The organism is Peribacillus sp. NPDC094092, from assembly GCF_050279365.1.
In the GTDB taxonomy this organism is placed as follows: Bacteria; Bacillota; Bacilli; order Bacillales; family DSM-1321; genus Peribacillus.
The window spans coordinates 571,709-594,931 of record NZ_JBNNUC010000001.1; the positions used below are offsets into that span (position 1 = coordinate 571,709).

23 protein-coding genes and 2 pseudogenes are annotated in these 23,223 nt (G+C 37.6%); 7 read left to right on the plus strand and 18 right to left on the minus strand.

What is annotated here, in order from left to right; translation table 11 throughout:
- Positions 1–11 precede the first annotated feature (11 nt).
- From ACQKNS_RS02690 to ACQKNS_RS02700, 3 genes are all read right to left on the minus strand, one after another.
- Positions 12–701 carry an N-acetylmuramoyl-L-alanine amidase family protein gene (locus tag ACQKNS_RS02690; protein WP_427641069.1) on the minus strand — a complete coding sequence of 230 codons (690 nt, stop codon included), beginning with the start codon at positions 699–701 and terminating at the stop codon, positions 12–14.
- A gap of 299 nt (positions 702–1,000) precedes the next feature.
- Positions 1,001–1,516, minus strand: coding sequence for an alpha/beta fold hydrolase (locus ACQKNS_RS02695; protein ID WP_427641070.1), 516 nt, complete (start codon positions 1,514–1,516; stop codon positions 1,001–1,003).
- Positions 1,506–1,760, minus strand: a complete 255-nt coding sequence (locus tag ACQKNS_RS02700) for a hypothetical protein (RefSeq protein ID WP_427641071.1) — start codon at positions 1,758–1,760, stop codon at positions 1,506–1,508. Before ACQKNS_RS02700 ends, ACQKNS_RS02695 begins: the two co-directional genes overlap by 11 nt.
- A gap of 153 nt (positions 1,761–1,913) precedes the next feature.
- Here ACQKNS_RS02700 and ACQKNS_RS02705 point away from each other — a divergent pair, with 153 nt between their 5' ends.
- Entirely contained in the window at positions 1,914–2,834 is a 921-nt protein-coding gene (locus ACQKNS_RS02705; RefSeq protein WP_427641072.1) for an aminoglycoside phosphotransferase family protein, read from the plus strand.
- A gap of 206 nt (positions 2,835–3,040) precedes the next feature.
- A complete protein-coding gene (locus tag ACQKNS_RS02710) occupies positions 3,041–3,277 on the plus strand; it encodes a CotD family spore coat protein (protein ID WP_427642113.1) in 237 nt (78 codons plus the stop codon).
- Positions 3,278–4,105: 828 nt separating this feature from the next.
- Here ACQKNS_RS02710 and ACQKNS_RS02715 read toward each other — a convergent pair.
- On the minus strand, positions 4,106–4,249 hold the full coding sequence (locus tag ACQKNS_RS02715) for a DUF3956 family protein (RefSeq protein ID WP_427641073.1): 144 nt from the start codon (positions 4,247–4,249) through the stop codon (positions 4,106–4,108).
- Between the two features lie 768 nt (positions 4,250–5,017).
- Here ACQKNS_RS02715 and ACQKNS_RS02720 point away from each other — a divergent pair.
- Positions 5,018–5,344: a DMT family transporter gene (locus tag ACQKNS_RS02720; RefSeq protein ID WP_427641074.1), complete on the plus strand. Its 327-nt coding sequence runs from the start codon at positions 5,018–5,020 to the stop codon at positions 5,342–5,344.
- A gap of 25 nt (positions 5,345–5,369) precedes the next feature.
- Entirely contained in the window at positions 5,370–5,717 is a 348-nt protein-coding gene (locus tag ACQKNS_RS02725) for a DMT family transporter (RefSeq protein ID WP_377410730.1), read from the plus strand.
- A gap of 133 nt (positions 5,718–5,850) precedes the next feature.
- Here ACQKNS_RS02725 and treR read toward each other — a convergent pair whose 3' ends face one another.
- From treR to ACQKNS_RS02745, 4 genes are all read right to left on the minus strand, one after another.
- Complete coding sequence (treR, locus tag ACQKNS_RS02730; protein ID WP_427641075.1) at positions 5,851–6,564, minus strand: trehalose operon repressor; 714 nt, start codon at positions 6,562–6,564, stop codon at positions 5,851–5,853.
- A 4-nt stretch (positions 6,565–6,568) separates the two neighbouring features.
- Positions 6,569–8,266 carry an alpha,alpha-phosphotrehalase gene (gene treC / locus ACQKNS_RS02735; protein WP_427641076.1) on the minus strand — a complete coding sequence of 566 codons (1,698 nt, stop codon included), beginning with the start codon at positions 8,264–8,266 and terminating at the stop codon, positions 6,569–6,571.
- 80 nt (positions 8,267–8,346) lie between these two features.
- Positions 8,347–9,798: a PTS system trehalose-specific EIIBC component gene (treP, locus tag ACQKNS_RS02740; RefSeq protein ID WP_427641077.1), complete on the minus strand. Its 1,452-nt coding sequence runs from the start codon at positions 9,796–9,798 to the stop codon at positions 8,347–8,349.
- A 403-nt stretch (positions 9,799–10,201) separates the two neighbouring features.
- Positions 10,202–11,314 (minus strand): DNA alkylation repair protein, encoded by a 1,113-nt coding sequence (locus tag ACQKNS_RS02745; RefSeq protein ID WP_427641078.1) that lies wholly within the window; start codon positions 11,312–11,314, stop codon positions 10,202–10,204.
- 509 nt (positions 11,315–11,823) lie between these two features.
- Between ACQKNS_RS02745 and ACQKNS_RS02750 the strand changes: the two genes are divergently transcribed.
- From ACQKNS_RS02750 to ACQKNS_RS02760, 3 genes and pseudogenes are all read left to right on the plus strand, one after another.
- Positions 11,824–12,051: a hypothetical protein gene (locus ACQKNS_RS02750; RefSeq protein WP_427641079.1), complete on the plus strand. Its 228-nt coding sequence runs from the start codon at positions 11,824–11,826 to the stop codon at positions 12,049–12,051.
- Between the two features lie 29 nt (positions 12,052–12,080).
- Positions 12,081–12,434, plus strand: a complete 354-nt coding sequence (locus ACQKNS_RS02755) for a hypothetical protein (RefSeq protein ID WP_427641080.1) — start codon at positions 12,081–12,083, stop codon at positions 12,432–12,434.
- A gap of 401 nt (positions 12,435–12,835) precedes the next feature.
- Positions 12,836–13,238: pseudogene (locus ACQKNS_RS02760) on the plus strand (Tn3 family transposase); the annotation flags it as partial.
- A gap of 200 nt (positions 13,239–13,438) precedes the next feature.
- Here ACQKNS_RS02760 and ACQKNS_RS02765 read toward each other — a convergent pair.
- The 10 genes and pseudogenes from ACQKNS_RS02765 to ACQKNS_RS02810 all read right to left on the minus strand — a co-directional run bounded on the left by ACQKNS_RS02765 (position 13,439) and on the right by ACQKNS_RS02810 (position 23,156).
- Positions 13,439–14,428, minus strand: coding sequence for a DUF4822 domain-containing protein (locus ACQKNS_RS02765; protein ID WP_427641081.1), 990 nt, complete (start codon positions 14,426–14,428; stop codon positions 13,439–13,441).
- Positions 14,429–14,475: 47 nt separating this feature from the next.
- Positions 14,476–15,468: a DUF4822 domain-containing protein gene (locus ACQKNS_RS02770; RefSeq protein WP_427641082.1), complete on the minus strand. Its 993-nt coding sequence runs from the start codon at positions 15,466–15,468 to the stop codon at positions 14,476–14,478.
- Positions 15,469–15,503: 35 nt separating this feature from the next.
- A complete protein-coding gene (locus ACQKNS_RS02775; RefSeq protein WP_427641083.1) occupies positions 15,504–16,211 on the minus strand; it encodes an ankyrin repeat domain-containing protein in 708 nt (235 codons plus the stop codon).
- 832 nt (positions 16,212–17,043) lie between these two features.
- Entirely contained in the window at positions 17,044–18,663 is a 1,620-nt protein-coding gene (locus tag ACQKNS_RS02780; protein ID WP_427641084.1) for an FMN-binding glutamate synthase family protein, read from the minus strand.
- 47 nt (positions 18,664–18,710) lie between these two features.
- Positions 18,711–19,334 (minus strand): NAD(P)H-binding protein, encoded by a 624-nt coding sequence (locus tag ACQKNS_RS02785; protein WP_427641085.1) that lies wholly within the window; start codon positions 19,332–19,334, stop codon positions 18,711–18,713.
- A gap of 949 nt (positions 19,335–20,283) precedes the next feature.
- Complete coding sequence (locus ACQKNS_RS02790; RefSeq protein ID WP_427641086.1) at positions 20,284–20,577, minus strand: putative quinol monooxygenase; 294 nt, start codon at positions 20,575–20,577, stop codon at positions 20,284–20,286.
- A 306-nt stretch (positions 20,578–20,883) separates the two neighbouring features.
- Entirely contained in the window at positions 20,884–21,678 is a 795-nt protein-coding gene (locus tag ACQKNS_RS02795; protein WP_427641087.1) for an SDR family NAD(P)-dependent oxidoreductase, read from the minus strand.
- 119 nt (positions 21,679–21,797) lie between these two features.
- Positions 21,798–22,116, minus strand: a pseudogene (locus ACQKNS_RS02800) (aldo/keto reductase); the annotation flags it as partial.
- Between the two features lie 72 nt (positions 22,117–22,188).
- A complete protein-coding gene (locus ACQKNS_RS02805) occupies positions 22,189–22,662 on the minus strand; it encodes a tautomerase family protein (RefSeq protein WP_427641088.1) in 474 nt (157 codons plus the stop codon).
- A gap of 11 nt (positions 22,663–22,673) precedes the next feature.
- Positions 22,674–23,156: a heme-degrading domain-containing protein gene (locus ACQKNS_RS02810; protein WP_427641089.1), complete on the minus strand. Its 483-nt coding sequence runs from the start codon at positions 23,154–23,156 to the stop codon at positions 22,674–22,676.
- Positions 23,157–23,223: the final 67 nt, after the last annotated feature.

Sequence of the window (23,223 nt, forward strand, 5' to 3'; positions counted from 1 at the left end):
TCATTAATTATTCATTTCACCCGCAACTTCTGGTTTACTGTAATGGTGTATTGACTGTCAAGACCATTCCAATCTTTAATTTGCTGAACCGTACTGCCATAAGCGATGCTTAAGGAGTATACGGTATCCCCAATAACGACAGTGTGGTATACAGTTGTACTTTTCTTTGTAAGATTAAAGCATTTTACTAAACCGTTTACATGTCCGCGAGCCAGTGCTTCGATAAAGGAAGCCGTTTTCAATTTGGCTGCGTCATTGACATTATCGATAAATCCATTTTCAGACAGGAGCGCAGGCATGTCCGTTTCACGGAGTACATGTAAATCTCCTGTTTTTTGTCCTCTGTCCTGGATATTGATAAGCTTCATGACCTCTGAATGAATATGATCTTGATACGTTTTCGTGATTTGGTTAGTGGACGTATAGATGTAATCCTCGTACCCAGTTCCGCCGCCGGCATTAATGTGGATGGAGAGAAAAAAGTCAGCTCCCCATATGTTCGCTGCATTCGTACGATCGTTTAAGGAGGGGTACGTATCTTGGGTCCTGCTCATTTTTACATAAACGTTATTATATTCTATTAATAGGATGTCTTTGATTCGAGTTGCAATGGATAAAGTTAAATCCTTTTCTCTTAATCCATTCCCCACCGAGCCGGGGTCTGTACCTCCATGGCCGGGATCAATAAATACTTTTACCATTTCTATCACCTCTATTAATCTTATGTCATGCATGAACAAATGCTTGTACACATAACTATCGGATTAAAGAAATTTCAAAATAGTATAGAAGTCTTCATCTTGCCTGCCGTTCCAAAAAAAATACACCCCAAAAGGTGTTTTTCGCATATTATATTATGACCTTCGCCCAATGGACGAGATTTTTTAAAAAAGGCTCAACAGGAATTATTGGGAATAAGCCAACTATAAAAAATAGTGTCGGTAAAAGATAGAGAGATTTTAAGAAAAAGTAACAATAACAATAATCCCTATCAAAAACCTTAGCATTTATAGGTGATGGTTTTTTTATTTATTGCTTCTGCACAATCTGCTATGGAGTCAATCACTATGGCGGGTTCTGATAATTGTGGAAAATGCCCACTTTTTTCAGCGATAACGTGTTTGCTGTTTTTTGACAATGAAAGTAATTCCAATTGATTCTCAAGTCGTTTTTTTCGAACTTCCTCTGGCATCATTCGATTTTCTTGTCCACCAGTGATTACAAATACAGGTATTTCCGGGAATGTACCAGTTTGCTGGATTTGATCCACAGTTTTTCCCACAAAATTAACTTCATTGAATTGTTTATGTGAAGAAAAGGAATCAACCATCTTGAACATCTTATTAATGGTTTTTACTGCCTTGCCTTGAAATTCATTAAGGTTGATATCTTTAGTGGTACTGGATTCTATAAAAACAATTCCACCTACTTCTTTTGGGTAAAGTCGGGAATATAAATTAGCATATAAGCCGCCTAGTGAATGTCCCACCAATAAAAATGGAGGTTCAAATCCCACGATTGTTAATGCTTCTCGTAAAGTGTCTTACCTTCGGTTTATCGCTGCCAGCAACACCAAAACGATTATAGGAAAATACTGATGAAGATTCCGAAATTGCCGGTAGGATTTTCATCCAACCCTCTATCGGTCCAGAACCACCGATAATCAAAACTATATTTGGCTTGCCGTTTCCGCTAATATTATATTGTAACGTCCCATTTGTTGTATCCACTTTATATTTTTCAATTTTTAATGTCAGCACACCTCACTTGTTTAGTTTACTTTACGTGTGTAAAAAGCTTCTGGTTTCATTTTTTGAAATTGCAGTCAAATATGGGGCATTTGAATTTTTCATGAATTATAGGAAATGTGAAGTTTAATACCTTAACATTAAACGGGATTAAGGAGATGTCATATGATGAACGAATATGATAAGTTTGAACGATTGGTTCAAAAGTTTGATCAAGGAAACAAGCTAATTCGCGCATGGGAATTAAATGGCGGAATTTCTGCACAGGTGACAGGAATTGAAATATTGCAATCATCAGGACGGATCGTAAAAATGATCGTTCGTCAGCATGGTGATAATGACTTGAAACACAATCCAAATATTGCAGCAGACGAGCACAAGCTCCTAGGGATATTGAAAGCTGCCGGTTTACCTGTACCGATGTCCTATTACGTCGAGCAATCCTGCGAGATATTTTCCAAGCCATGCATTCTAATCGAGTTTATTGAGGGTAAGTCAGAATTCAGCCCCTCAAATCTTAATGATCATATCTTACAATTGGCAAACAATCTAGCTAAAATCCATCGTGTTCATTGTGCAGATCTACCTATATCATTCCTGCCTAAAGTAGAAAATACATATGTCGAGATGTTAAATAATAAAGAAAGGGTAATCCTGGACGAAACATTAAATCTGAGCATGATTAGAGAATTGTTAATATCTTTATTGCCATTACCCTCCAAGAATAAAGAAGTGATCCTTCATGGTGATTATTGGCCAGGAAATATATTATGGAAAGAGGGTAAACTAGTTTCTATAATTGATTGGGAAGACTCAGGCTTAGGTGACCCTTTGGCTGACCTTGCCAATAGTCAACTCGAAATTTCATATCATTTTGGAATGCAGGCAATGAATGACTTCACCCATCAATATAAATCCATGATGCAGGAGTTGAACTATACAAACTTACCCTTCTGGCAATTATTTGCCGCGTTAAGGTTATCTACATTCCCTGCATGGGGCTTGGAAAAAAGCAAGGAAAATAACTGGAGGAAAATACACAAGTCATTTGTTCGTCAAGCAATTAACCAAATTCATTTTAATTAATGTTTATCTTATTTTTTTAAATAAGTGAAAGATCTGATATCCCATGAACTTTTGATAAAGGCATTTACACCAGTCCCTTTATCAATTTTTTTCATAAACTAACAATGACTTTCAAAAAAAATCCAGGAGGTGTTTACATGTATAATAAGCCCTGGGGGCATCCGAAAGGCGGTCAATATCCGCCACAATATTGCCCATCTCACAGAATGCCCACTCCGAATGATTCACCTCAAATCTTCTCCCCGACTAAGCAATATGTTAAAACTAATGTCATTAACAATGTGATTCCAGTTTTTCATCCGACACATACAACTACCGTGAATAAACACTTCAACACATATATACCGCATACCCGAAGTATCATGAAAGAGTGTTATTCCCAACGCTTTGTTTGTGGTGTTCCTCAACCCCCAAGTTATTCGAGGAGAATGTTAAGATATTAATTTAAAAAACCCCGAATCGGGGTTTTTTATTAATTCCTTCAACCTCTTGAATTGACTTACAAAGGATTTCCAACTTCGTAAATGCAAACTCCCTATAGTTTTTAAATTTTGTTTCTTATAAAACTCTTTTGCAGCCATGTTTTCACTCCAATAATTCAGTTCATTACCTATATCTTTATTGCAGCGGAAAAGCACGTACTTAACGAACTCCGTGGCAATTGGACACTGGCTGCACTGAATATATGAATGCACTATCTGAGAAGTTAGTTCCAAAAACAGCAATTCTTCCGGTGGATGATTGTTTTGGAACAGTTAACATGTGTATCTGCATTCCATTTATGTGTTTTTTTACAACACATCATATGGAGAGTTGATAAAGAAATATTATTATATTGAAACTTAGAGGATTAAACTCCTGTTTCAAAAAAAGCAGCAAAGTTGATCGCTCCGTATCAAGTTGAAGCTCTTCCGGCTCGTTATCCGGTGGGAAATACGTACGACTAAGTTGATCAATTAAAATGACTCCATAAAAAATAGCACCTCAACTTGTTAGAGGGTGTCTAACAAGTTGGGCGCAGTACATATGGAGGAATACTTTTTATGGGAGGGTATATGAAATCTAGTTTTTCCCCTAGTGTTGAGGAAAGTACCTTCATATTGCCGTTCTTATTTTCAATGAACTGTTCGTTGAAGAAGTAGTAAAAAGGGATTTTCATTTGGAAGATCCCTTTTTACATGCCGATAACATCTGATTGTATGAACTAGTTTTGTATAGTTTATGCACCAGCATTATTGAAGCGGATACTTAAAAAGTGTTGGGAAATTGACCTATTCGCCGCAGACTGGGACTCCTAATCCTATTAAAGTGGATGCTAATACAGATGAAATACGGATTCTAAGTGTAGCTATATCATCAATTTCAGTGACTAAAAAGAATTGGCCATTAACTTCTAAAATACAAGGTGATTGCACTCTTACTTCCCCCTTTCTATTAAAAGATATAGTAGTATATGAAAGATATATAATAGTGTAATAGGTTAATAGTTTGTTTCGAAGAATACACAGTATATTTGAATTACTATGTAGGAAAAAGAACAATCAGAGTGGGTTCGTTTTGCATTCCGAAAAAGGCATTTTTGTTATCTAAATTGGGTTCATAAGAAAGGCTTGAAGCGAACATTGAACTTCCTTCCACTTTCGACCTTACTGTCTTATCGAAGTGGCGGAATACTAAGAACAAAAGGGAGAACAGGTCATATGCTTGACTTATTTTCCCTTTAATTTCATTCCAAACCCTGGCATGGATTTACTGCATATCCTCAGCTTTGTATTTTTCCGCTGCTATAAAATGAACCTTCTGTAATTTCTCAGGTACCCTTCTTGGGGCATTCCTTTCCGAACATAGGAGAATAAATCCTACTGAAAAAAAATCATGAGCATTCAGCTATTGTAGGATCATGTTCAATTATATATTCTACCGAGGTTTATCTTAAAATAAATAAACGGCATGGCTGGCATCTGCAACAAATAAAATTCCTGTTCACCCTTCATATTTGTTGATATAAGGGTCGAAGAATCGGCTTATTGTATCTCTTTCAGCCTAATATTTGAGCGTAAACTGCAAGGACAGAAAATATGAAACTAACTATAGGTAGTATTTGTTTTATATGAGTCCTTTAGATGATAATATTCTTGGGGGAAGTGATTGAAAAATAGATCTATAATTAGGAGGAGTCCATCTTGAATCCTTATGCATTTTTGGCAATAGCCATCCTAAGTGAAGTGTTTGGCAGTTCGATGTTAAAAGTATCAAACGGGTTCAAAAGGCTATTCCCTTCAATTGGCGTGGTAATTGGAATGGGTTTGGCCTTTTATTGCCTATCGCTATCATTAATAACCATACCGCTTGGAACGGCTTATGCCATTTGGTCGGGAATAGGCACAGCTTTAACGGCTTTAGTCGGAGTTATCATTTATAAAGAAAGCTTTAACGTGAAAAAATTTTTAGGTTTAGTCCTGATCATTGGAGGGGTCGTGGTTTTGAAGCTCTCAAGTGGAGGCAATTAACAATTTAGTTATCGGAGGTAATAGTATGAAAGGTTACATAGCTTTAGGAATATCCATCATAAGCGAAATATTTGGTACGACCATGCTTAAGCTGTCTGAAGGATTCACGCATTTATTCGCTTCATTTGGGGTTATTATAGGATTTGGAATTGCATTTTATAGCTTATCTATATGTCTCAAAACAATTCCGTTAAGCCTGGCTTATGCCATTTGGTCAGGGATAGGCACAGCTTTAACGGCATTAATTGGCGTACTATTATGGAGTGAGCCATTTAGTATCACTACATTAGGTGGCTTAGTATTAATCATTGGTGGAGTGGTGTTACTAAATGCTTCCCATACTCCCAAACAAGCAGAAGGATCGTCAAACTAATGGTTTGGCGATCCTCCACTCCCCCCTCGTTTAGAAATAAAAAGAGTCCAATTCGATGTCTATAAGAAGTGCACGATCATTGAACACCATTAAAAAAGGCCGCCACGGCGACCTTTTTTAATAACTTTAGCCTTCACCAAGTCCTTCTTGCAAAGTCCGTAAACTTGAATTTATCGGGTCTATGCCTGGATTCGCTATACTGAAACAAGCTTCCATCGATTAAATGGACCGTACTTTTCACAACTGCCACCATATCAAAGTCCTCAATGTCCAATAATTGTCTATCTTCTTCACTGCATGGCTCCACGGTGATTTCCTTATTGGAAAAACCGATTTGGAGCCCGAGTTCCTTTTCGATATATCCATAAATCGAATCCTCACAAATTTCCTTCGTCAGGTTAGTTACGAACTCGCTTTTGAAATAGTCTTTGTCCAGGATGATTTTCTTGCCATTGATTTGCCGTACCCGAAACACTCTCCATACTTTACCACCATCGGTTATGTCCAGAAGCTTGGTCATGTTTGAATCGGGGGTCACAAGCTCCAACTTATGGATGATCGTTTTGGAATGCAAATTCAACTTTTCCACCATTTCTTTATAGGAAATCAACCCTGCTACAGGAAAATTAAATTTGCTGAAGTCCAAGACAAATGAACCCTTGCCTTTGATTTTATGAATATATCCATTTTGTTCAAGCAACTGCAATGATTTTCTCACAGTATCCCTGGATAAGTCATACTCTTCCATGAAGCTGCTTTCGGAAGGAAGCTTTGAATTTGTCGGATAGGTTCCTTCTTCAATTTTTGATACGATATCACCATATAGTGATAGATATTTGCTGTTCATTTCATCACCACAATATATTTTTCTTAGTCTGCTCCTTGTCCTTTTTCAACAAATAGACAACCGATTCATAGGGACGAAGGATAAAATCACCTGCAAGTTCTTTCGAATCGATATAGTTTGAGAGCAAGAGCTCTGAGCTGTATCCGAATAGGTCAATATCTTTTGGAATCTCGAAGGACGCTTCTTTTGCATAAAAGTTATTGATGACCAAAAGTTTCTCGTCTTCATAACCGCGAACATAAGCGAACAATTGGTCATGGTCGCCAAGAATTTCCTGGTAGCCCCCATATGCAATGATATCATGTTTCTTGCGTAAGAATATAAGTTTTTGGTAATGATGAAAAATGGAACCCTGATCCTTCAGTGCGTGTTCAGTGTTGATCACCTTAGCATTATCAGGCACTGAAATCCATGGCGTACCTTTTGTAAAGCCTGCGTGCTCGGTATCCTCCCACTGCATGGGAGTTCGAGAATTATCACGGGATTTAGCTTGAAGAATTTCGATTATTTCCTTTTCATCCTTTCCTGCCTCTTTTAAAATATTATAATAATTAATCGATTCCACATCCCGATATTGTCCAATATCATTGAATTTCGGGTTGGTCATTCCTATTTCCTCCCCTTGATAAATATAAGGGGTGCCCCTAAGCATATGAATGGCTGTTGCCAGCATCTTGGCAGATTCCTTATGATACTCTTGATCATCCCCAAACCTGGATACGATCCTCGGCTGGTCATGGTTGCACCAGAACAGGGCATTCCATCCATTTCCCTCTTGCATCCCATTCTGCCAGCTGCTTAGGATCTCCTTTAACTGCCTGAAGTCAAAATCTGCAAGTGACCACTTTTCCCCATCTTTATAATCCACCTTTAAATGATGGAAACTGAATACCATGGACAGTTCCTTTTCAACTGGGGATGAATATTTGATGCAATGGTCAATGGTCGTCGATGACATTTCCCCTACAGTCATCACCTCTACATCCTTCCCAAATGTTTCTTCATTCATCTCTTTAAGGAATTGATGAATTTTGGGACCATCTGTATAAAAGCATCGTCCATCTCCATCATTATCATTTTCATAGAAGTCAGGTTTCGAAATAAGATTGATCACATCCAAACGGAATCCTTTGACACCTTTATCCATCCAGAAGTTTACTACATTGAAGATTTCCTGCCTTACTCTGGGATTTTCCCAGTTAAGATCAGCTTGGGTCCGATCGAACAAGTGAAGGTAGTATTCATCATGTTCCGCTACATATTCCCATGCAGATCCTCCGAATTTCGAAATCCAATTGGTAGGGGGCTCTCCATCTTTCGATTTCTTGAAAATATAATAGTCCTTATATTCTTTCTCTCCAGCCAATGCTTTTTGGAACCACTCATGCTCTGTTGATGTATGGTTGAAAACCATATCCAGCATGATTTGGATATCCCTCAAATTGGCTTCCTTCACCAATCTTTCGAAATCATCCATCGTCCCGAAAACAGGATCAATGGATGTATAATCCGCTACATCATATCCATTATCATTTTGAGGTGAACGATAAAAAGGGGTCAGCCAAATATAATCCACTCCCAGTTCATTCAGATAATCAAGTTTTTCAATAACACCATTTATATCACCGATGCCGTCACCGTTCGAATCCTTAAATGACTTCGGATAAATTTGATAGATGGTACTTTTTTTAAAATCCTTCATTTTGATTCCTCCTCTGCTATCCCTGATGTCTCTTTTGCCAGTATGGTAAAAAAGAGGGAGAATGCTCTCCCTCCGCGTTATTAAGCATTTAATTTCGTTGTTTTCGTTCTTGTTTTCAAATTCATTTTAGGACGTTTGGAGAATGCTATAGTCAAGATGAATGGCACAACGAAAGCAACTAACATCGCAAGTGCAAACATTCCCATGTGCTGTGGCTGGATGGATAGGATACCTGGGATCCCTCCAACACCGATGGAATTTGCCATTACTCCAGATCCGACGGAAACGATGCCTGCGAAAAGTGAACCGATCATACCTGCCAAGAACGGAAAGCCGTATTTCAGGTTAATCCCGAACATGGCGGGCTCGGTTACACCGAGATAACATGAAATTGTAGCGGGTATGGAAACTTGTCTTTCCTCCTGGTCCTTCCTGTTGATGTAAATCATCGCAAGCACTGCAGTTCCTTGTGCAATATTGGATAAAGCGATCATCGGCCATAGGTTCGTACCGCCAAGTTCACTCATGAGCTGAAGATCGATTGCGTTTGTCATATGATGCAGTCCCGTGATGACAAGCGGTGCATAGGCAAAGCCGAAAACGGCAGCAAATAGCCATCCAACTGATGAATTCAAACCGGAATATACAACCGTAGAAATGACAGAACCGATTTTCCAGCCTAAAGGCCCCAAAACGGTATGGGCAATGATAACAGTTGGAAGTAAAGCGAAAAATGGAACGACGATCATGGAAATTGAATTGTGCACTTTATCTCTCAAGAACCGTTCTAAGTACGCCAAGACGAACCCTGCAAGTATCGCCGGGATGACTTGAGCCTGATAGCCGATCATATCGACCTGGGCAAAACCGAAATCCCAAAAAGGTATGTCACTTGCCTTTGTGTTTGCCACTGCATATGCATTAAGCAGTTGTGGGGAAACCAATGTCAAACCAAGGACGATTCCGAGAATTTGAGTCGTGCCCATTTTCTTCGAAATCGACCATGTGATCCCAACAGGAAGAAAATGAAAAATAGCTTCACCTATCAGCCAAAGGAAGGCATGTACTCCTGCCCAAAATTGGGAAATATCCACAAGGGTCTTTGTGCTATCATCGAACATCTTAATATCGCCAATGATATTGCGGAATCCAAGAATGAGTCCGCCAACGACTATGGCAGGAATCAGCGGCGTAAAAATATCCGCAAGATGGGCAATCATACGCTGAAGCCAGCTCATATTCTGTTTAGCTGCTTCTTTCACATCTTCTTTTGACGCTTCCTGAAGTCCAGCTATGGAAACGAATTCATTATAAAACGATGATACTTCGTTACCGATTATGACCTGGAACTGGCCAGCTTGTGTAAACGTTCCTTTCACAAGCTTAATCGATTCGATATTCGTTACATCCGCCTTGGAAGGGTCTTTCAAAGCGAAGCGCATTCTTGTCGCACAATGCGTAACCGTCGCAATATTCTCTTTGCCTCCGACATGTTGAAGCAAGTCCGTTGCTGGTTCTGTGTATTTACCCATTTCACTACTTCCTTTCCCTAGAAAGCAAAATATAGTTGTTTTATAACCTGTACGTATAGGTTCTGTATACGCTTTCATATTATCCTGTACGTACAGGTTCTGTCAAGAACTTTTTTCCTCACTTTAAAAGGATTGATTCTCAACTGTTATTGACAATATAGATGTTTCACCTTTTTTAAACGGGACTGTGTTAATCGTTTTAGTGGCATTGTTAATTAATAATTTGCTCAGTAACCGGAATGATCCAACTTTTTGAATTTGATTGTTTTTTAATGAGTTTTTTTGCAATGTTTCACTATCAGGAAATAATTAAAAACGAAGAGCTCTCAGCTCCTCGTTTTTGTTAGTTATAAGTGCAGGACTCCTGTAATTAATCAAGAACTCCCATATTCATTAAGATCGTTTATCCTTCAGCGTTTAGTTTGATATGCGTTTCTGCAAATTCCACGCCGTTTATGAGTAGGAAGATTCGATGGATTCCCATGTAATGTCGACGAGTCGTCAGGTCTTTCCAATTGTGAATCCTCACTCTTTCAACTCCTTCACCAACTGAGAAATCCCTATCTGCCAAAAGGAAAATTTTACGGGACGTTTTCTGATTGGCTTTTACGAAATCGATGGCATACTCAATGCGAAGTTTCGCTGTATTTTTCGCATGCACTTGAAAGCCGAAATGAAGTTCACTGGTTTCCCCAATATAAATCGATTCAGGTACATTTCTTATAAAAGCATTTGTAATGATATTCGGATTATTCAATACATCCGTGTATCCAAATAATGAAAGGACTTCTGGATTTCCTTGACGAACTAGGGTCCTGCATCCCCGCCGGACAATCCAAATCGTTTTAGGGTCTCCGCTTTCATGCCAGCGCTTGGCAGTTTCTATTACGGTTTTAGGATGATCTTTGGCAATATCATTCAAGTTATTGGCCACACTTTTGCGAACATATAGGGACGAGTCGTTTTTCAGTTTCTCTAGTACTTCCAAGACTGGTGCCGGATCGGATTTAAACATCGGTAAAGCTTGTCCCCAAGGTAATCTGGGCCTGCATCCTTCACTTGCCAGCCTGCGGACATGCTCATCATCATGATTGGTCCATTCCTTCATCTTCTCGATCATTAAAACGGGATCAAGCAAAATAAAAGCACGGATGGCAAATTCAGCTGATGACCTTGCAGTAAAACGCTTCAACGCATCTAGCGATAACGGCCAATCCTCCTTATTCAATCCATGTACCTCGACAAAATCCGGGAAAAATAAATATCTAAACCCTTCACAATCCTTATCTATTCGATATAAAACACCCAAAGCCTCTTGGTAATCACTTGGAAGATACTTTCCAAGGATAATCGAAATATGTCTAATTCGCTCTTTTAATTTCCTTTCATCCCAATGCTCATCCATAACTTCCCCAATAAACGATTCACTAGAAAAAGACGTATGCACGCCGCTTACTTTTTCACTGAATTCACGTATGAATGTTTCATTATATAAATCCTTTAAGGGCTCGGCCATTTATTTCACTTCTTTTCTTTATAATGGACTTCCTAATGTAACTCAACCATATCATTTTCCCCAATTATATTACAAATAGATATCCAATAACCTGAACACACAACATCCTTGATAATCATATCTAAAATAAGTCTTTAGCTTTCCTTGCCATTCGCCACCCTTAAATCAAGGAGAATCATTTTTGATACAAAACATTCCACATTTGGAATCATTCACTTTGCTTATTATGGAATTAAGATGTCAAAATATCTGATTACTCTCAAGTAAGTCAAACAGCTGGCATTACATCTTCTGTAGGAACTATAAAGTTTAATGATTATAAAATGAAAGGATATGACTCAACCAAAAGAAAAAATGTAGCGAACATGAAATTGGACATGCTCATGGTTTAGTTCACAATTTAAATGGAGATGTGATGTATCAATATGTTTCTACAAAGACTACTTTAAGTTTTAATGATAAAGCTTCTTACGACGCTGCTTATAGAAAATGCTAATGAGGTGATGATGATGAAACGATTAAATAGACGATATTCTTTTATATTCGTGTCTATTCTATCAATAATTGCACTTGTTGGTTGCAGTGAAAATATTAAAAATCCAAAAATCGAAGTAGCACCTTTACATGCAAGTTTTAGTATTAATGTGAACAATGTTCATGAGGTCGTAGGTGACGCAGATAACGTATTTGTAGGATATGTGGAAAAAAGGCGGGAACAGAATATAAATATCCAGTAACGATAGAAACGGAAAACGGAACTAAAGAAGTGACAGATCCCTATACTAATAACTTAATTACTGTTATAGAAAATATAAAGGGAAAATTGAAAAAAAACACAGCGATTCCAATGCAAAAATCAGGAGGTATCACTGAAGAGAAAGACATGTATATTTTGTATGAAGATGATTTTTTGCCTGAAGAAGGGAAATTTTACATCTTTAATACCTACAACCAACCAGATGGTTCAATATTAATTAATGGACCTAATTCAAACCTTGAAATAGATGTAAATAAAAAGAGTGAAATTGTAAGCTCTAAAGAATATAAAAAATATAAAGATGCAGTTAAAAATGAAGTGAAGACAAATCGTGAAAGATCGAAATCAAAGTATGAGGAATAAAAGATAGATGATTATGTAGCGCAGCGTCCCTTTTGTTTTTAGTTTTTTTACATCAATTATATAACTTTCAATCTCCAAATGGCTTTGAGAGCTTAATTTTAGCTTTCTTTGCTTTGTTTTTTCTGTATATATATAATTACGTTATAATATAAACAGTACCGCTCCAACTTAGATTATTTGAATGACATTTACATCTGTTTTCTTAAGCAGAACTTTTACTGAAGGAACCATCGATTTCACGCATCATTACAACAAACCCAGTTAGCCTTCTACACATATCCTTCAGTAATAAAGCATAACTGCCCATTCGCAAATTCGGTATTTCTTCCGGGACGAAACAACCTTTTTCAAACTGATCAGTAACCCTAGCTGTTAATGCTATTTGCCCCCTGGACAAAGTGCTTACGGTAGGAACTGCATCAGCAGAAGTTAATTTAAAACGATAAACATTCAACCTATCTGGCTTTATGTGAATAGGGAAAGCGGTTAAAACGACCTTTTTTTGTGATTATTTACACTATGAGGAGATTCGTAGAGAAATCCATGAAGGATTAAATACAGTAGAACAATGGAACTCAGTCAATGCCTTTATTTTTCATGGGAAAAACAGTGAAGGGCGTTCCAATACTATAGAAGATCAAGAGGTAGCTTCCTTATCGCTTCAATTGCTGCAAAATTGCTTAGTCTATATGAATACCTATTGGAACAGAAGTACTTTATGACAACAATCAATATTGGTTGAAGATAATGAACGCAGAAGATTTTTTGAATCAGCTAATACCTATTAAGTTGAAAGTGATATAGTTTTCCATCATTTTGTTCGGAGATAAAACCAGCTAAGACAAAATATTAGCTGGTTTTTTGTAATGATACTTTGCTACGAAAATAGCGCAATCTTTTGTTTAAATCCCGTCATTTTACGTAATTCTCTCACTTTTTCATTTAGACAAATGAACAAAAAGGGGGCGGAGAAATCCATATACTTTTCGGATGTATGCCATGACCTATTTAAATTTTTTAGTGAATTTTGGTTTAAGATCACCTTTATAAGGTTCATGTTCAACGAATACAGTTATGTCCTTGCCATCTTTGTCCTTACCAGTTCTTTTATACGTAAATTTATTATTATTAAGTTCTGTAAGTTCAAGAGCGGCACCATACTTATTCTCTCCAATTGAAACATGGGCTCTTATTTTATTTTCGTGTACAATATCGAAGTAGCCATAATCTCCGCGGCTTTTGCCTGTTTCAACATTAAAAAATTCATATTGATTCGTCTGGTCATCAAATTTTGCCAGACTAATGAACATCGAATTATACTTTGTTACATCATTGCCGTCCTCATCTAATACCTTTGTCCCGTTCCAAAGGGTGCCACCTAAAATTTTATCTCCATCGACGTCTTTCACGATATCTCCTGTAGTAGTGTCCAACTGCTTGTCCGGATCAGTAAAAGAAAGCTCCTTGTCTTTATATGGAACATGTTCAACGAATACCTCTATATCGTTGCCATTAGGATCTTTCCCCATTCTTTTATAAGTAAAAACATCCTCATTTAGCTTTGTCATATCAACAACGGCTTGGTAATTCATCGATTCTGAAATTAATATTCTCTTCTTCCCATCATTAGTGATAAAGAACGTTCCTTTATCGCCACGACTTCCGCCCGTTTTAGCATCAAAAAATTCATATCTTCCCGTTTTCACATCATATTTCGCAAGACCGATGAAGTTTGCATTCTCTTTTGTTAAGTCATTATGATGTTTGTCATAAACTCTTGTACCTTGCCAATTTGTGCTACTAAGAATGTTAGCCATTTTCTGACCTTTAGTCAGTTTGTTTTCGGACTGCATTTCTTTATGTGAATGTTGGGATTTAGCAACTTGATGATTACTAGCGGCTTGTACGTTTAACATTCCATTACTTCCCACAATTCCAGATGATATAACAGATACAGCTAATACAACTGGTACTACACGTTTTTTAAAATTCATTTTTTCTCTCTCCCTTTTGATTACATGTCAATCTTTATAGTTGTTTTTTAATAAGTAAATTTTGGATGAAGGTCTCCTTTATAAGGTTCATGTTCAACGAATACAGTTATGTCCTTGCCATCTTTGTCCTTACCAGTTCTTTTATACGTAAATTTATTGTTATTAAGTTCTGTAAGTTCAAGAGCGGCACCATACTTATTCTCTCCAATTGAAACATGGGCTCTTATTTTATTTTCGTGTACAATATCGAAGTAGCCATAATCTCCGCGGCTTTTGCCTGTTTCAACATTGAAAAATTCATATTGATTCGTCTGGTCATCAAATTTTGCCAGACTAATGAACATCGAATTATACTTTGTTACATCATTGCCGTCCTCATCTAATACCTTTGTCCCGTTCCAAAGGGTGCCACCTAAAATTTTATCCCCATCGACGTCTTTCACGATATCTCCTGTGGCAGTTTCCAAAGTCTTGTCCGGATCAGTAAAAGAAAGCTCTTTTTCTTTATAAGGAACATGTTCCACGAATACCTCTACGTCGTTGCCGTTAGTATCTTTCCCCATTCTTTTATAAGTAAAAACATCTTCATTTAGCTCTGTCATATCAACAACGGCTTGGTAATTCATCGATTCTGAAATTAATACCCTCTTCTTCCCATCATTAGTGATAAAAAACGTTCCTTTATCGCCACGACTTTCACCCGTTTTAGCATCAAAAAATTCATATCTTCCTGTTTTTTCTTCATATTTCGCGAGACCAATGAAGTTTGCATTCTCTTTTGTTAAGTCATTCTTGTCTTTGTCATAAACTTTTGTGCCTTGCCAATTTGTGCTACTAAGAATGCTAGCCATTTCTTGACCTTTGGTCAGTTTATTTTCGGATTGTTTTTCTTTATTCGAATCTTGGGATTTCACTTGCGTTTGTTCTGTTTTTGTTTCTTTCGTTTGTTCACTTGCGTTGTCTGGCGTACTTGTGTTACACGCTGCTAATACTACTGTCACTCCAAGTAAAGATGATAATATTTTTGTTTTTTTATTCATGTTGTCATCTCCTATTACTTCATTTTTTATGAACCTTATTCTGCCCCTGCCTTGACTAATATTTGCTCAATTTCTTTAAAACCTTTTTCTCTTGCATGCTGTAAAGGTGTGATATTATTATGATCTGTAATATTCACATCTGCACCATGCTCGATTAGCAATTGTATGGCTTGCTGTTGTTTTCCCCCCCCATCATTCAACACGATCGCTTCCATTAATGCAGTCCAACCTAGGTTATTTACATGATTTACATCTATGTCGGTTTTGGTAAGAAGTTCCTTGATTACATCCACATATCCATGTTCAGAGGCAGGGATTAAAGCAGTTCCTCCATACCGGTTTGTAATCGTTGGGTCAGTACCCGCTTCAATCGTAAGCTTTAGGATTTCAATATATCCTTCTGCACCAGCATATAAAAAGGGATTGTTTTTCATGTCGTCCAGAATATTGACGTCCGCTCCCGCTTTAATCAAGACTTTAGCGGTTTCTATATCATTGTTATAAGTTGCAATCATTGTGGCTGTTCGCCCTTGGGAGTCCCGTGAATTAATATCGACTCCTTCCTTAATCAATCTTCTTATGGTATCCGTTTCTTTGTGTTCTGCAGCTTGAATTAGTTGTTCATTCACATCTATTTCTCCTTTTATTTCTTTTTCCTGTTTATTTGGATCTCCATCGTAATCAGAAACACATCCCTGAAGAATGAAAAAACATCCAATGAATATCGTAAACCACCTCCACATGAGAATTTCACCTACCTTTTTGTATTATTACTTAAATAATGTTAAAACCTAATTTTGAACTCCATCTAAATAATTTCTTAAAAAAAGATAAACTTTTTAATAAAATTTCTTAATATTTTAAAGAAAACCGCTACTTTTGTAACGGTTCCTAAAACACAGTATTTAATTTAAACTTTAAATCGATAGACCGCTCCCCAAACAGTTTCCAAGAATTTCGGAAATGCAGGACCACTTTCAATTTTCCCTCGTATTTTCTTGATATGAACGGAAAAGTAATTATAAAACCAGCTGCCAAAAATAAAGTGATAGAGAAAGGATTACCCCACACTTGCCTATGTATTAATTCAGGATTTATTTTCCACCTTTTTTATAGAGGATGATTATTGTGTAACTAGTGCAGCTAATAGTCAACGAGTAATTGAAACTACTCATGTGAAAAAGAAGGATAAGAAATATACCGAGTGGTCTAGTTATAAAAGGGTTTCGCAAAATCTAAATCCGAAGGGCGCTAAAGGTGGTTCCATAAGTTTCGAAAGAACTGTTACTTTTAGTCCTGAATCCATACCCTTTCATCTATTTCCGGTTCATATTGATGCTTGAAGAATACCCATTGTGTGAGCCATCAATACCCGGTATTCCTCCATTATAACCCCTCACTCCCAATCTTTAGTTACACCAGGACCATAATCTTGACAAGCACCTCCTCTTTTAAGATGTTTAAGTATATAAAATAAAAATTATCCAACAAAATATAGCACAAAACCCCATGTCCATTTGAGTTAGGGTTTGTGCTATGTTCAATGTTTCTTACAAATGGCCTCTAAACCGCATTCTATCTTTCCTCCACTTTTTCCTTATCTCTTAACTTCTCCACTTTTTCGGGAGTGAGAGTGATGTCCCGGACAGGGGAAACTCTTCCCCATTCATCCTTGTGAACGATGTGTTTTCGTTCAAATTTGGTCGGAGTATCAATACCTGCGGCAGCTGCAAGATTAAACAGCCCTTCACGGAGGGAAATCACGTAATTGGCGACCCGATATTGTTTTTCCTCAATAACCAGCCCTTCCTGCAACTTTGAATCAGTTGTGGCTACCCCCGCAGGGCAATGGTTTGTATGGCAGATTTCAGCCATGATGCAGCCAACGCTAATCATAAAACCGCGGGCTATATTGACTAAATCTGCCCCCATCGCTAAAGCGACCGCCACTTTATCTGGAGAAGTCAGCTTGCCGGATGCAATCAGCTTGACCCTGTTACGTACACCATATTTTTTTAACATCTCATCTACAAGTGGCAAAGCTGACATAATTGGAAGTCCGACTGCATCTGCAAGCTCCTGATAGGTTGCCCCAGTTCCGCCTTCTCCGCCATCCACTGCGATAAAATCCGGCCCTTTACCTGTATCTTTCATGGTTTTCGTCATTTCCTCAAGTGCATCAAGATCCCCAACAACTATTTTGATACCGATAGGCTTTCCGCCTACATCCCTCATTCTTTCCACAAATTCGAACAATTCATTAAAATTCTTGAATTCATAGAACCGGTTCGGACTGTTGATCGTTTGGCCAGGTTCTACCAGGCGGATTTGGGCAATTTCTTCTGTCACCTTTTGTCCTTCAATATGACCACCTCTGATTTTAGCACCTTGTGCCAGCTTAATTTCAAATGCCTTTACTTGCTCAATTTCACTTTTCTTCTTGAATGCTTCCCAGGAGAATTCCCCACCTGGTGTCCGTGCTCCAAACAGTCCTGGACCTATCTGCATTATGATGTCGGGATTTCCGGAGAGATGGTATTTGGAAAGACCGCCTTCACCAGTATTCATCCAGGTTCCTCCTGCAATCCCTAATCCTCTCGACAGTGCAGTGATGGCATTCTCCCCGAGTGCACCGTAGCTCATTGCCGATTGTCCTACGAGCCCCTTTAATTTAAAGGGATTCCGGCATGTATCCCCTCCTATTATGACGGCATCCTCGTCTCGTAAAAAGTACGGCTCTATTTGTCTGTCTTCCCGATTCTCCTTTCGGGTCAATAGACCTTCTTCCTCTACTTCATATACCTTTGTATTGATTTTTTGGCTATTATCTATTCTCAATTCTTCCCGGAGATTTGGGAACATGCTATTTCGAATATAGTATCCAGCTTCATTGAAGTCACGTTCCGATCCAAATCCGATTAGACGCTCCTTATATTTACCAGCTTTTACAACATCCTCGAATTCCTTTCTTGAGAAAGGGGTGCCTTCATTATTATTTTCAAATAAATACTGCCTAAGTTCTGGTCCTATTTGCTCTGTCATGTATCTAATTCTACCGATTAGGGGGAAATTCCTCAGGATTGAGTGTTGTTTTTGTGTATCATCCTTACGGTAAAAGTACGCTGCGGCGGCAGCTGTCCCTAAAACGGCAGAACCTTTTAAAACTGCAGGAAGGTATTTTTTAAACTTGGACATTTTATCACCCTTTAATTCTTATTTTGTGTGCAAGTTACCCGTGCTATCTATAATCTCAGGAGTGCTTCTTGAATCAGAATTTCTCCAGAAGTTACATTGAACGTTTTATTAAATACTTCTTTAGTATCCAGCGCTTCGACCAATACCGAAGCAATATCCTCTTTTGGGATCTCGTCTTTGTCATGCACAATTGATAGTCCGGCTTCTACCTTACCTATTCCCGGCTTAGCCACAGGCATGCTTGTCCGTATAACCGTATATGTAAACTTTTCCTGTCTTAATAGCTCTTCTGATTTAACACGGAATGAACAAGCATCTCGACTCCCCATTTCATTAGCTCTCATTGCGCTCATTAGAACAAATCGCTTCACTCCATGTTTCTTAGCAGCCTCAACTGAGTCAATTACTGACTGATGGTCAACCAGTATTGGTTTGCCCTCCCCAGTCCGAGGGCTGGCGCTACCCAAGTAGATTACTGCTTCACAGTTCGAAAAAGCACTGGAAAAATCCTCTCCTTCCAAAGAAACCACATCTGATGCTCCAAGTTTAACCATTTCCTCTACTCTATTTTCAGTTCCCACCAGTGCCACCGGATTATGGTGCCTGTCTGCCAGCAGTTTTACAACATGCTCTCCGGTCATATCCTCTGTTCCTATTACTAGTACCCTCATTTTAATACCTCCCTGCTAGTTTCATAATATATATTTACCACTTTAAAAGTTTAATGAAACAATTAAACTTCTTCTGCCGGATCGTTTATTTGAACGATCCTGTTCATTTTTATTTCAACTAATTTTCTTTTCTTGTCTACACTTTATTCGTTTCATAAAGTACACCATCTTATGTTCTACCAAAGTTCTTTCGTTTGTCCCCGTACCTTTAGGCACGTTTTTTATCACTTGCCTGGAGTTGATGTTTATCAGGTTATGAAGAGTCTGGGTCATGAGCAGCTATCCATTACAGAAACGTATTTGAAGAAAATTTTTTTAAAAAAGTCTATGCTATTCATTTATGGAATCAACTAGATATGTTTGGAGAATATTCACAATGGGAGGAATTCGTCAGTGTTATAGGAGTTTTTGCTGAATCTTGCATGGCTCACTCTTAAAAAGTTCGATTTTCGAAGATGATTCAAAGATTAAAAATAGATTAAATAAATCGTTAAGACTTTGGAGATTTCATATCTTGCAAGTATTTTAACCAGGCGTCTATACAAACTCCCAGATGGTTATTTATTAGGGGAATTCCGGTTTCTTCAGGGGAACAGAGAGTAACATCGTTGAAAAAATTCATAGGAACAAAAACAACTCAAAGAAAAGTATGAGCAGCTAAAATTCTTTTTAATAATTGAAAATTAATATTCAAAAGATCACTGGTTTTAATTATTATCTATTTTAATTCAAGGTTTTACCGACCCGTAACACCAAGAGGCACAACAATTGGAAATGGCCTTTATTCCCCTCTCTCTAAATCTTCAGTAATCAAGTATTGTTTATGTTTTACTGATTCCATCCATTCAAAGAATTCAGCCCATAAGCGATGTTATAGGAATATGAAAAAGAATCTTCAAACAATAAAGGAAGCACCGTTCAGAAAATGAACGGTGCAAAGGTGTGGGCATTAAGGGGTTATTATTTTTAAACGATAAACATCTCGTTTTTCAAGCAGCTGTTCTGTTTGCTGGCGATAATGCTTATAATGATCCGTTTCAATATGTGAAGCAAGTGCCTTTTCATCTTTCCATCTTTCGTAGAAAATAAATGTATCATTATTTTCAACGGATTCATGAAGAGTATATTGAAGGCAGCCATCCTCGGCTCGAGATGCTTCAATAATATTTAATAACTCTGTTCGAAACAGTTCTCCTTTTCCCGGTTTAGCTTTTAAAACTGCATTGATTATAATTTCGCTCATAATTCTCCCCCGTTCCTTATTTATTATGAATTTCGAAAAGCACTAAACCAATAAAAATAAACTTATCAGGGTCTGAATCGACTCGATGCTTTTTTTCAATTAATGCATTTATTTTTTCAACCCCTTAAGTTGATTATCAAAATCAAAAATGCATTTTAATTTTGCATAATCCTATGGTTCGTTTATTCATTTCTATGATGGTTAGCTCCGCCAATTGCTCGGCTTGTATAATGAGTAAAATGCAAATCATTCGGCTTATCATCTTTCTCTTTGACAGAGTACAATGTTAGTTTCTTTTGTTGTTTATTAAAATACACTACGTACTAATCCCCCATCTATTCTCAACGCGGAACCATTAATGGCTGAGGAAAGAGGACTACTTAAGAATGTGGCAAGATGCGCAATTTCTTCTGGTCGAATAAATCTTTGAATAATCGAGGTTGGCCGATTCTCTTTCATAAATTGCTTCTCAGCTTCTTCTATTGTCAATCTGTCATTAGGATAAAGACTATTTAACATAGTTTCCACTCCTTCTGTTAGAGTGGAACCAGGCATAATAGTATTGACAGTTACATTTGTTCCTTTAGTCAACTCAGCTAAACTACGAGAAAGTGAGAGCTGCATAGTCTTAGTGGCACTATAATGAGCCATTTCTTGAGATGGCATAATGGCTGCTTCGCTAGCAATAAAGATAACTCTACCTTCTTTTCTTTGAATCATTTGTTTTAGATACCAGCGAGTAAGTCGAACACCACTCATAATGTTGACTTCAAACATCTTAAACCAATCTTCATCAGGGATATCAAAATAATCTTTAGGTTCAAAAATTCCTAGGTTGTTAATAAGAATGTCTACTTCAGAGTACTTCTCAATAACCTTTTGACACCCTTGTTCTGTTCCTAGATCAGATACTACAGATTGAAGGGTGGCATCAGGATAATGTGCTCGAATTTCTTTTATAGTTTGATTAACATTTTCTTCATTACGTCCATTTATAAGTACAGTGGCACCTTCCGCCACTAACGACGTAGCAATTGCCTTCCCAATTCCTGCCGTAGACCCAGTAACCAGTGCCGTTTTCCCTTTTAAATGCAGGTGCATGTAAATCCCTCCCAGATTCGTGTTTCAAATCATTGACTTATGTAGGAATGAATAATTACTGTTATATTGTTAATAGTGTGGATTTCTCCTCTTATTTTTAAAGAAAATAAGAGGAGCCAATCTTTATAAAGGGTCTCTAATGCTCTCCAAGCATCTTTGTATTTGCCTTCTACAGGCCAGTGAATGAGGTATATGCTGCCATCGTAGATTCGTACCCTAAATCGTTATTCCAAACTTTAGAAGTCGCAAACAACTCTTCTCTTGAAATACCTGCTTCTTGAATCCCTTCACGAATACCTTGTCCGACTCCTTCTTCATTTACATAGATGGCTGCCGTATCAACACTACGATAACCATACTTAATAGCTGCTTTTACAGAGTTAACTAACACAGGCCCTTCTTCTACTTTAAATACCCCGCGATACCACACCAAGGCATTTTTACGCCGTTATGCAAAATTCTTACAGTGAATCTCCATTATTATTTGATTTGAATTGATAAGATTCAGTGTTAAAATGTTCTACTCTTAGAAAGAAAGTCTTTATCTGCTCCCGTTACACCACTTTGGCCCCAGTTTCCTGGAATCATTTCACGAATGACGATAAGTACTTTATCCAAAGGTGCATGAGTATATTTAGATGTTATTTGTGTAAGCTGGTTTACCCACTTATCCTTTATATCTTGATCAAATGTATTCCAAATATCAATCTTGATGATAGCCATTCCATCTATGTTACTATCCGGCGAATGATAAGACTCTTTTGTATCCCAATCGACCATCCTACTCTTCTCAGCAAAGGTAGTATCGATTGCTACTGCCCCAGCTTTACCCCAGTTTTCTTTCTCAAGTTCCTTTATCAATACTTGAATTTTGTCAGGGACAATCTTTAATAATTTTGTTGTAAGTTCGGTTATAGTATAAATGAATTCCTTTTTTTCTTCTGTTGACATGGTTGGCCAAGTATTTAGCTCAATTAATGGCATAGTATCCTCCTCTAAAACTGATTATTTAAATAATTTTTAACTGCTCTAATAACCAATTCATGATCTTCTTCAGGGGTTAATCCTGATACTGTTATCATCCCAATAGCGCCTACTTTTTTTATTTGGATGGGAAATGCTCCACCAAATGCAGCGTATTCCGAGGCATCTAAACGGTATTCTTCATGATGTGGAATTCCACTTAACTCACTTTGTATCTGCATATAATAAGAGCTATGATTATGCAACGAAACGACCCGTTTTTTCCGCTCAATCCATTTGGCATTTTCCTCGGTCGTCCCTGTCATCTTGAAATGAAATAATTGCACACCATTTTTTGTTATATCAACAGCAATCGATTTCCCCTCTTGTTTTGCTGTTTCAACGATTAATAAACCCAATTGAAAGGCATCTTCATTCGTAAAAGAGGAAAATTGAAGTGTTTCCTCCTCAATTAAAATTCTTTTTCTTATATCATCCATATTTGATTTACTCATATATTTCACCCCCATGGATACATTCATGCAACCTTTTCACTTTTTTGATCTATTCTCTCTAAAGCCA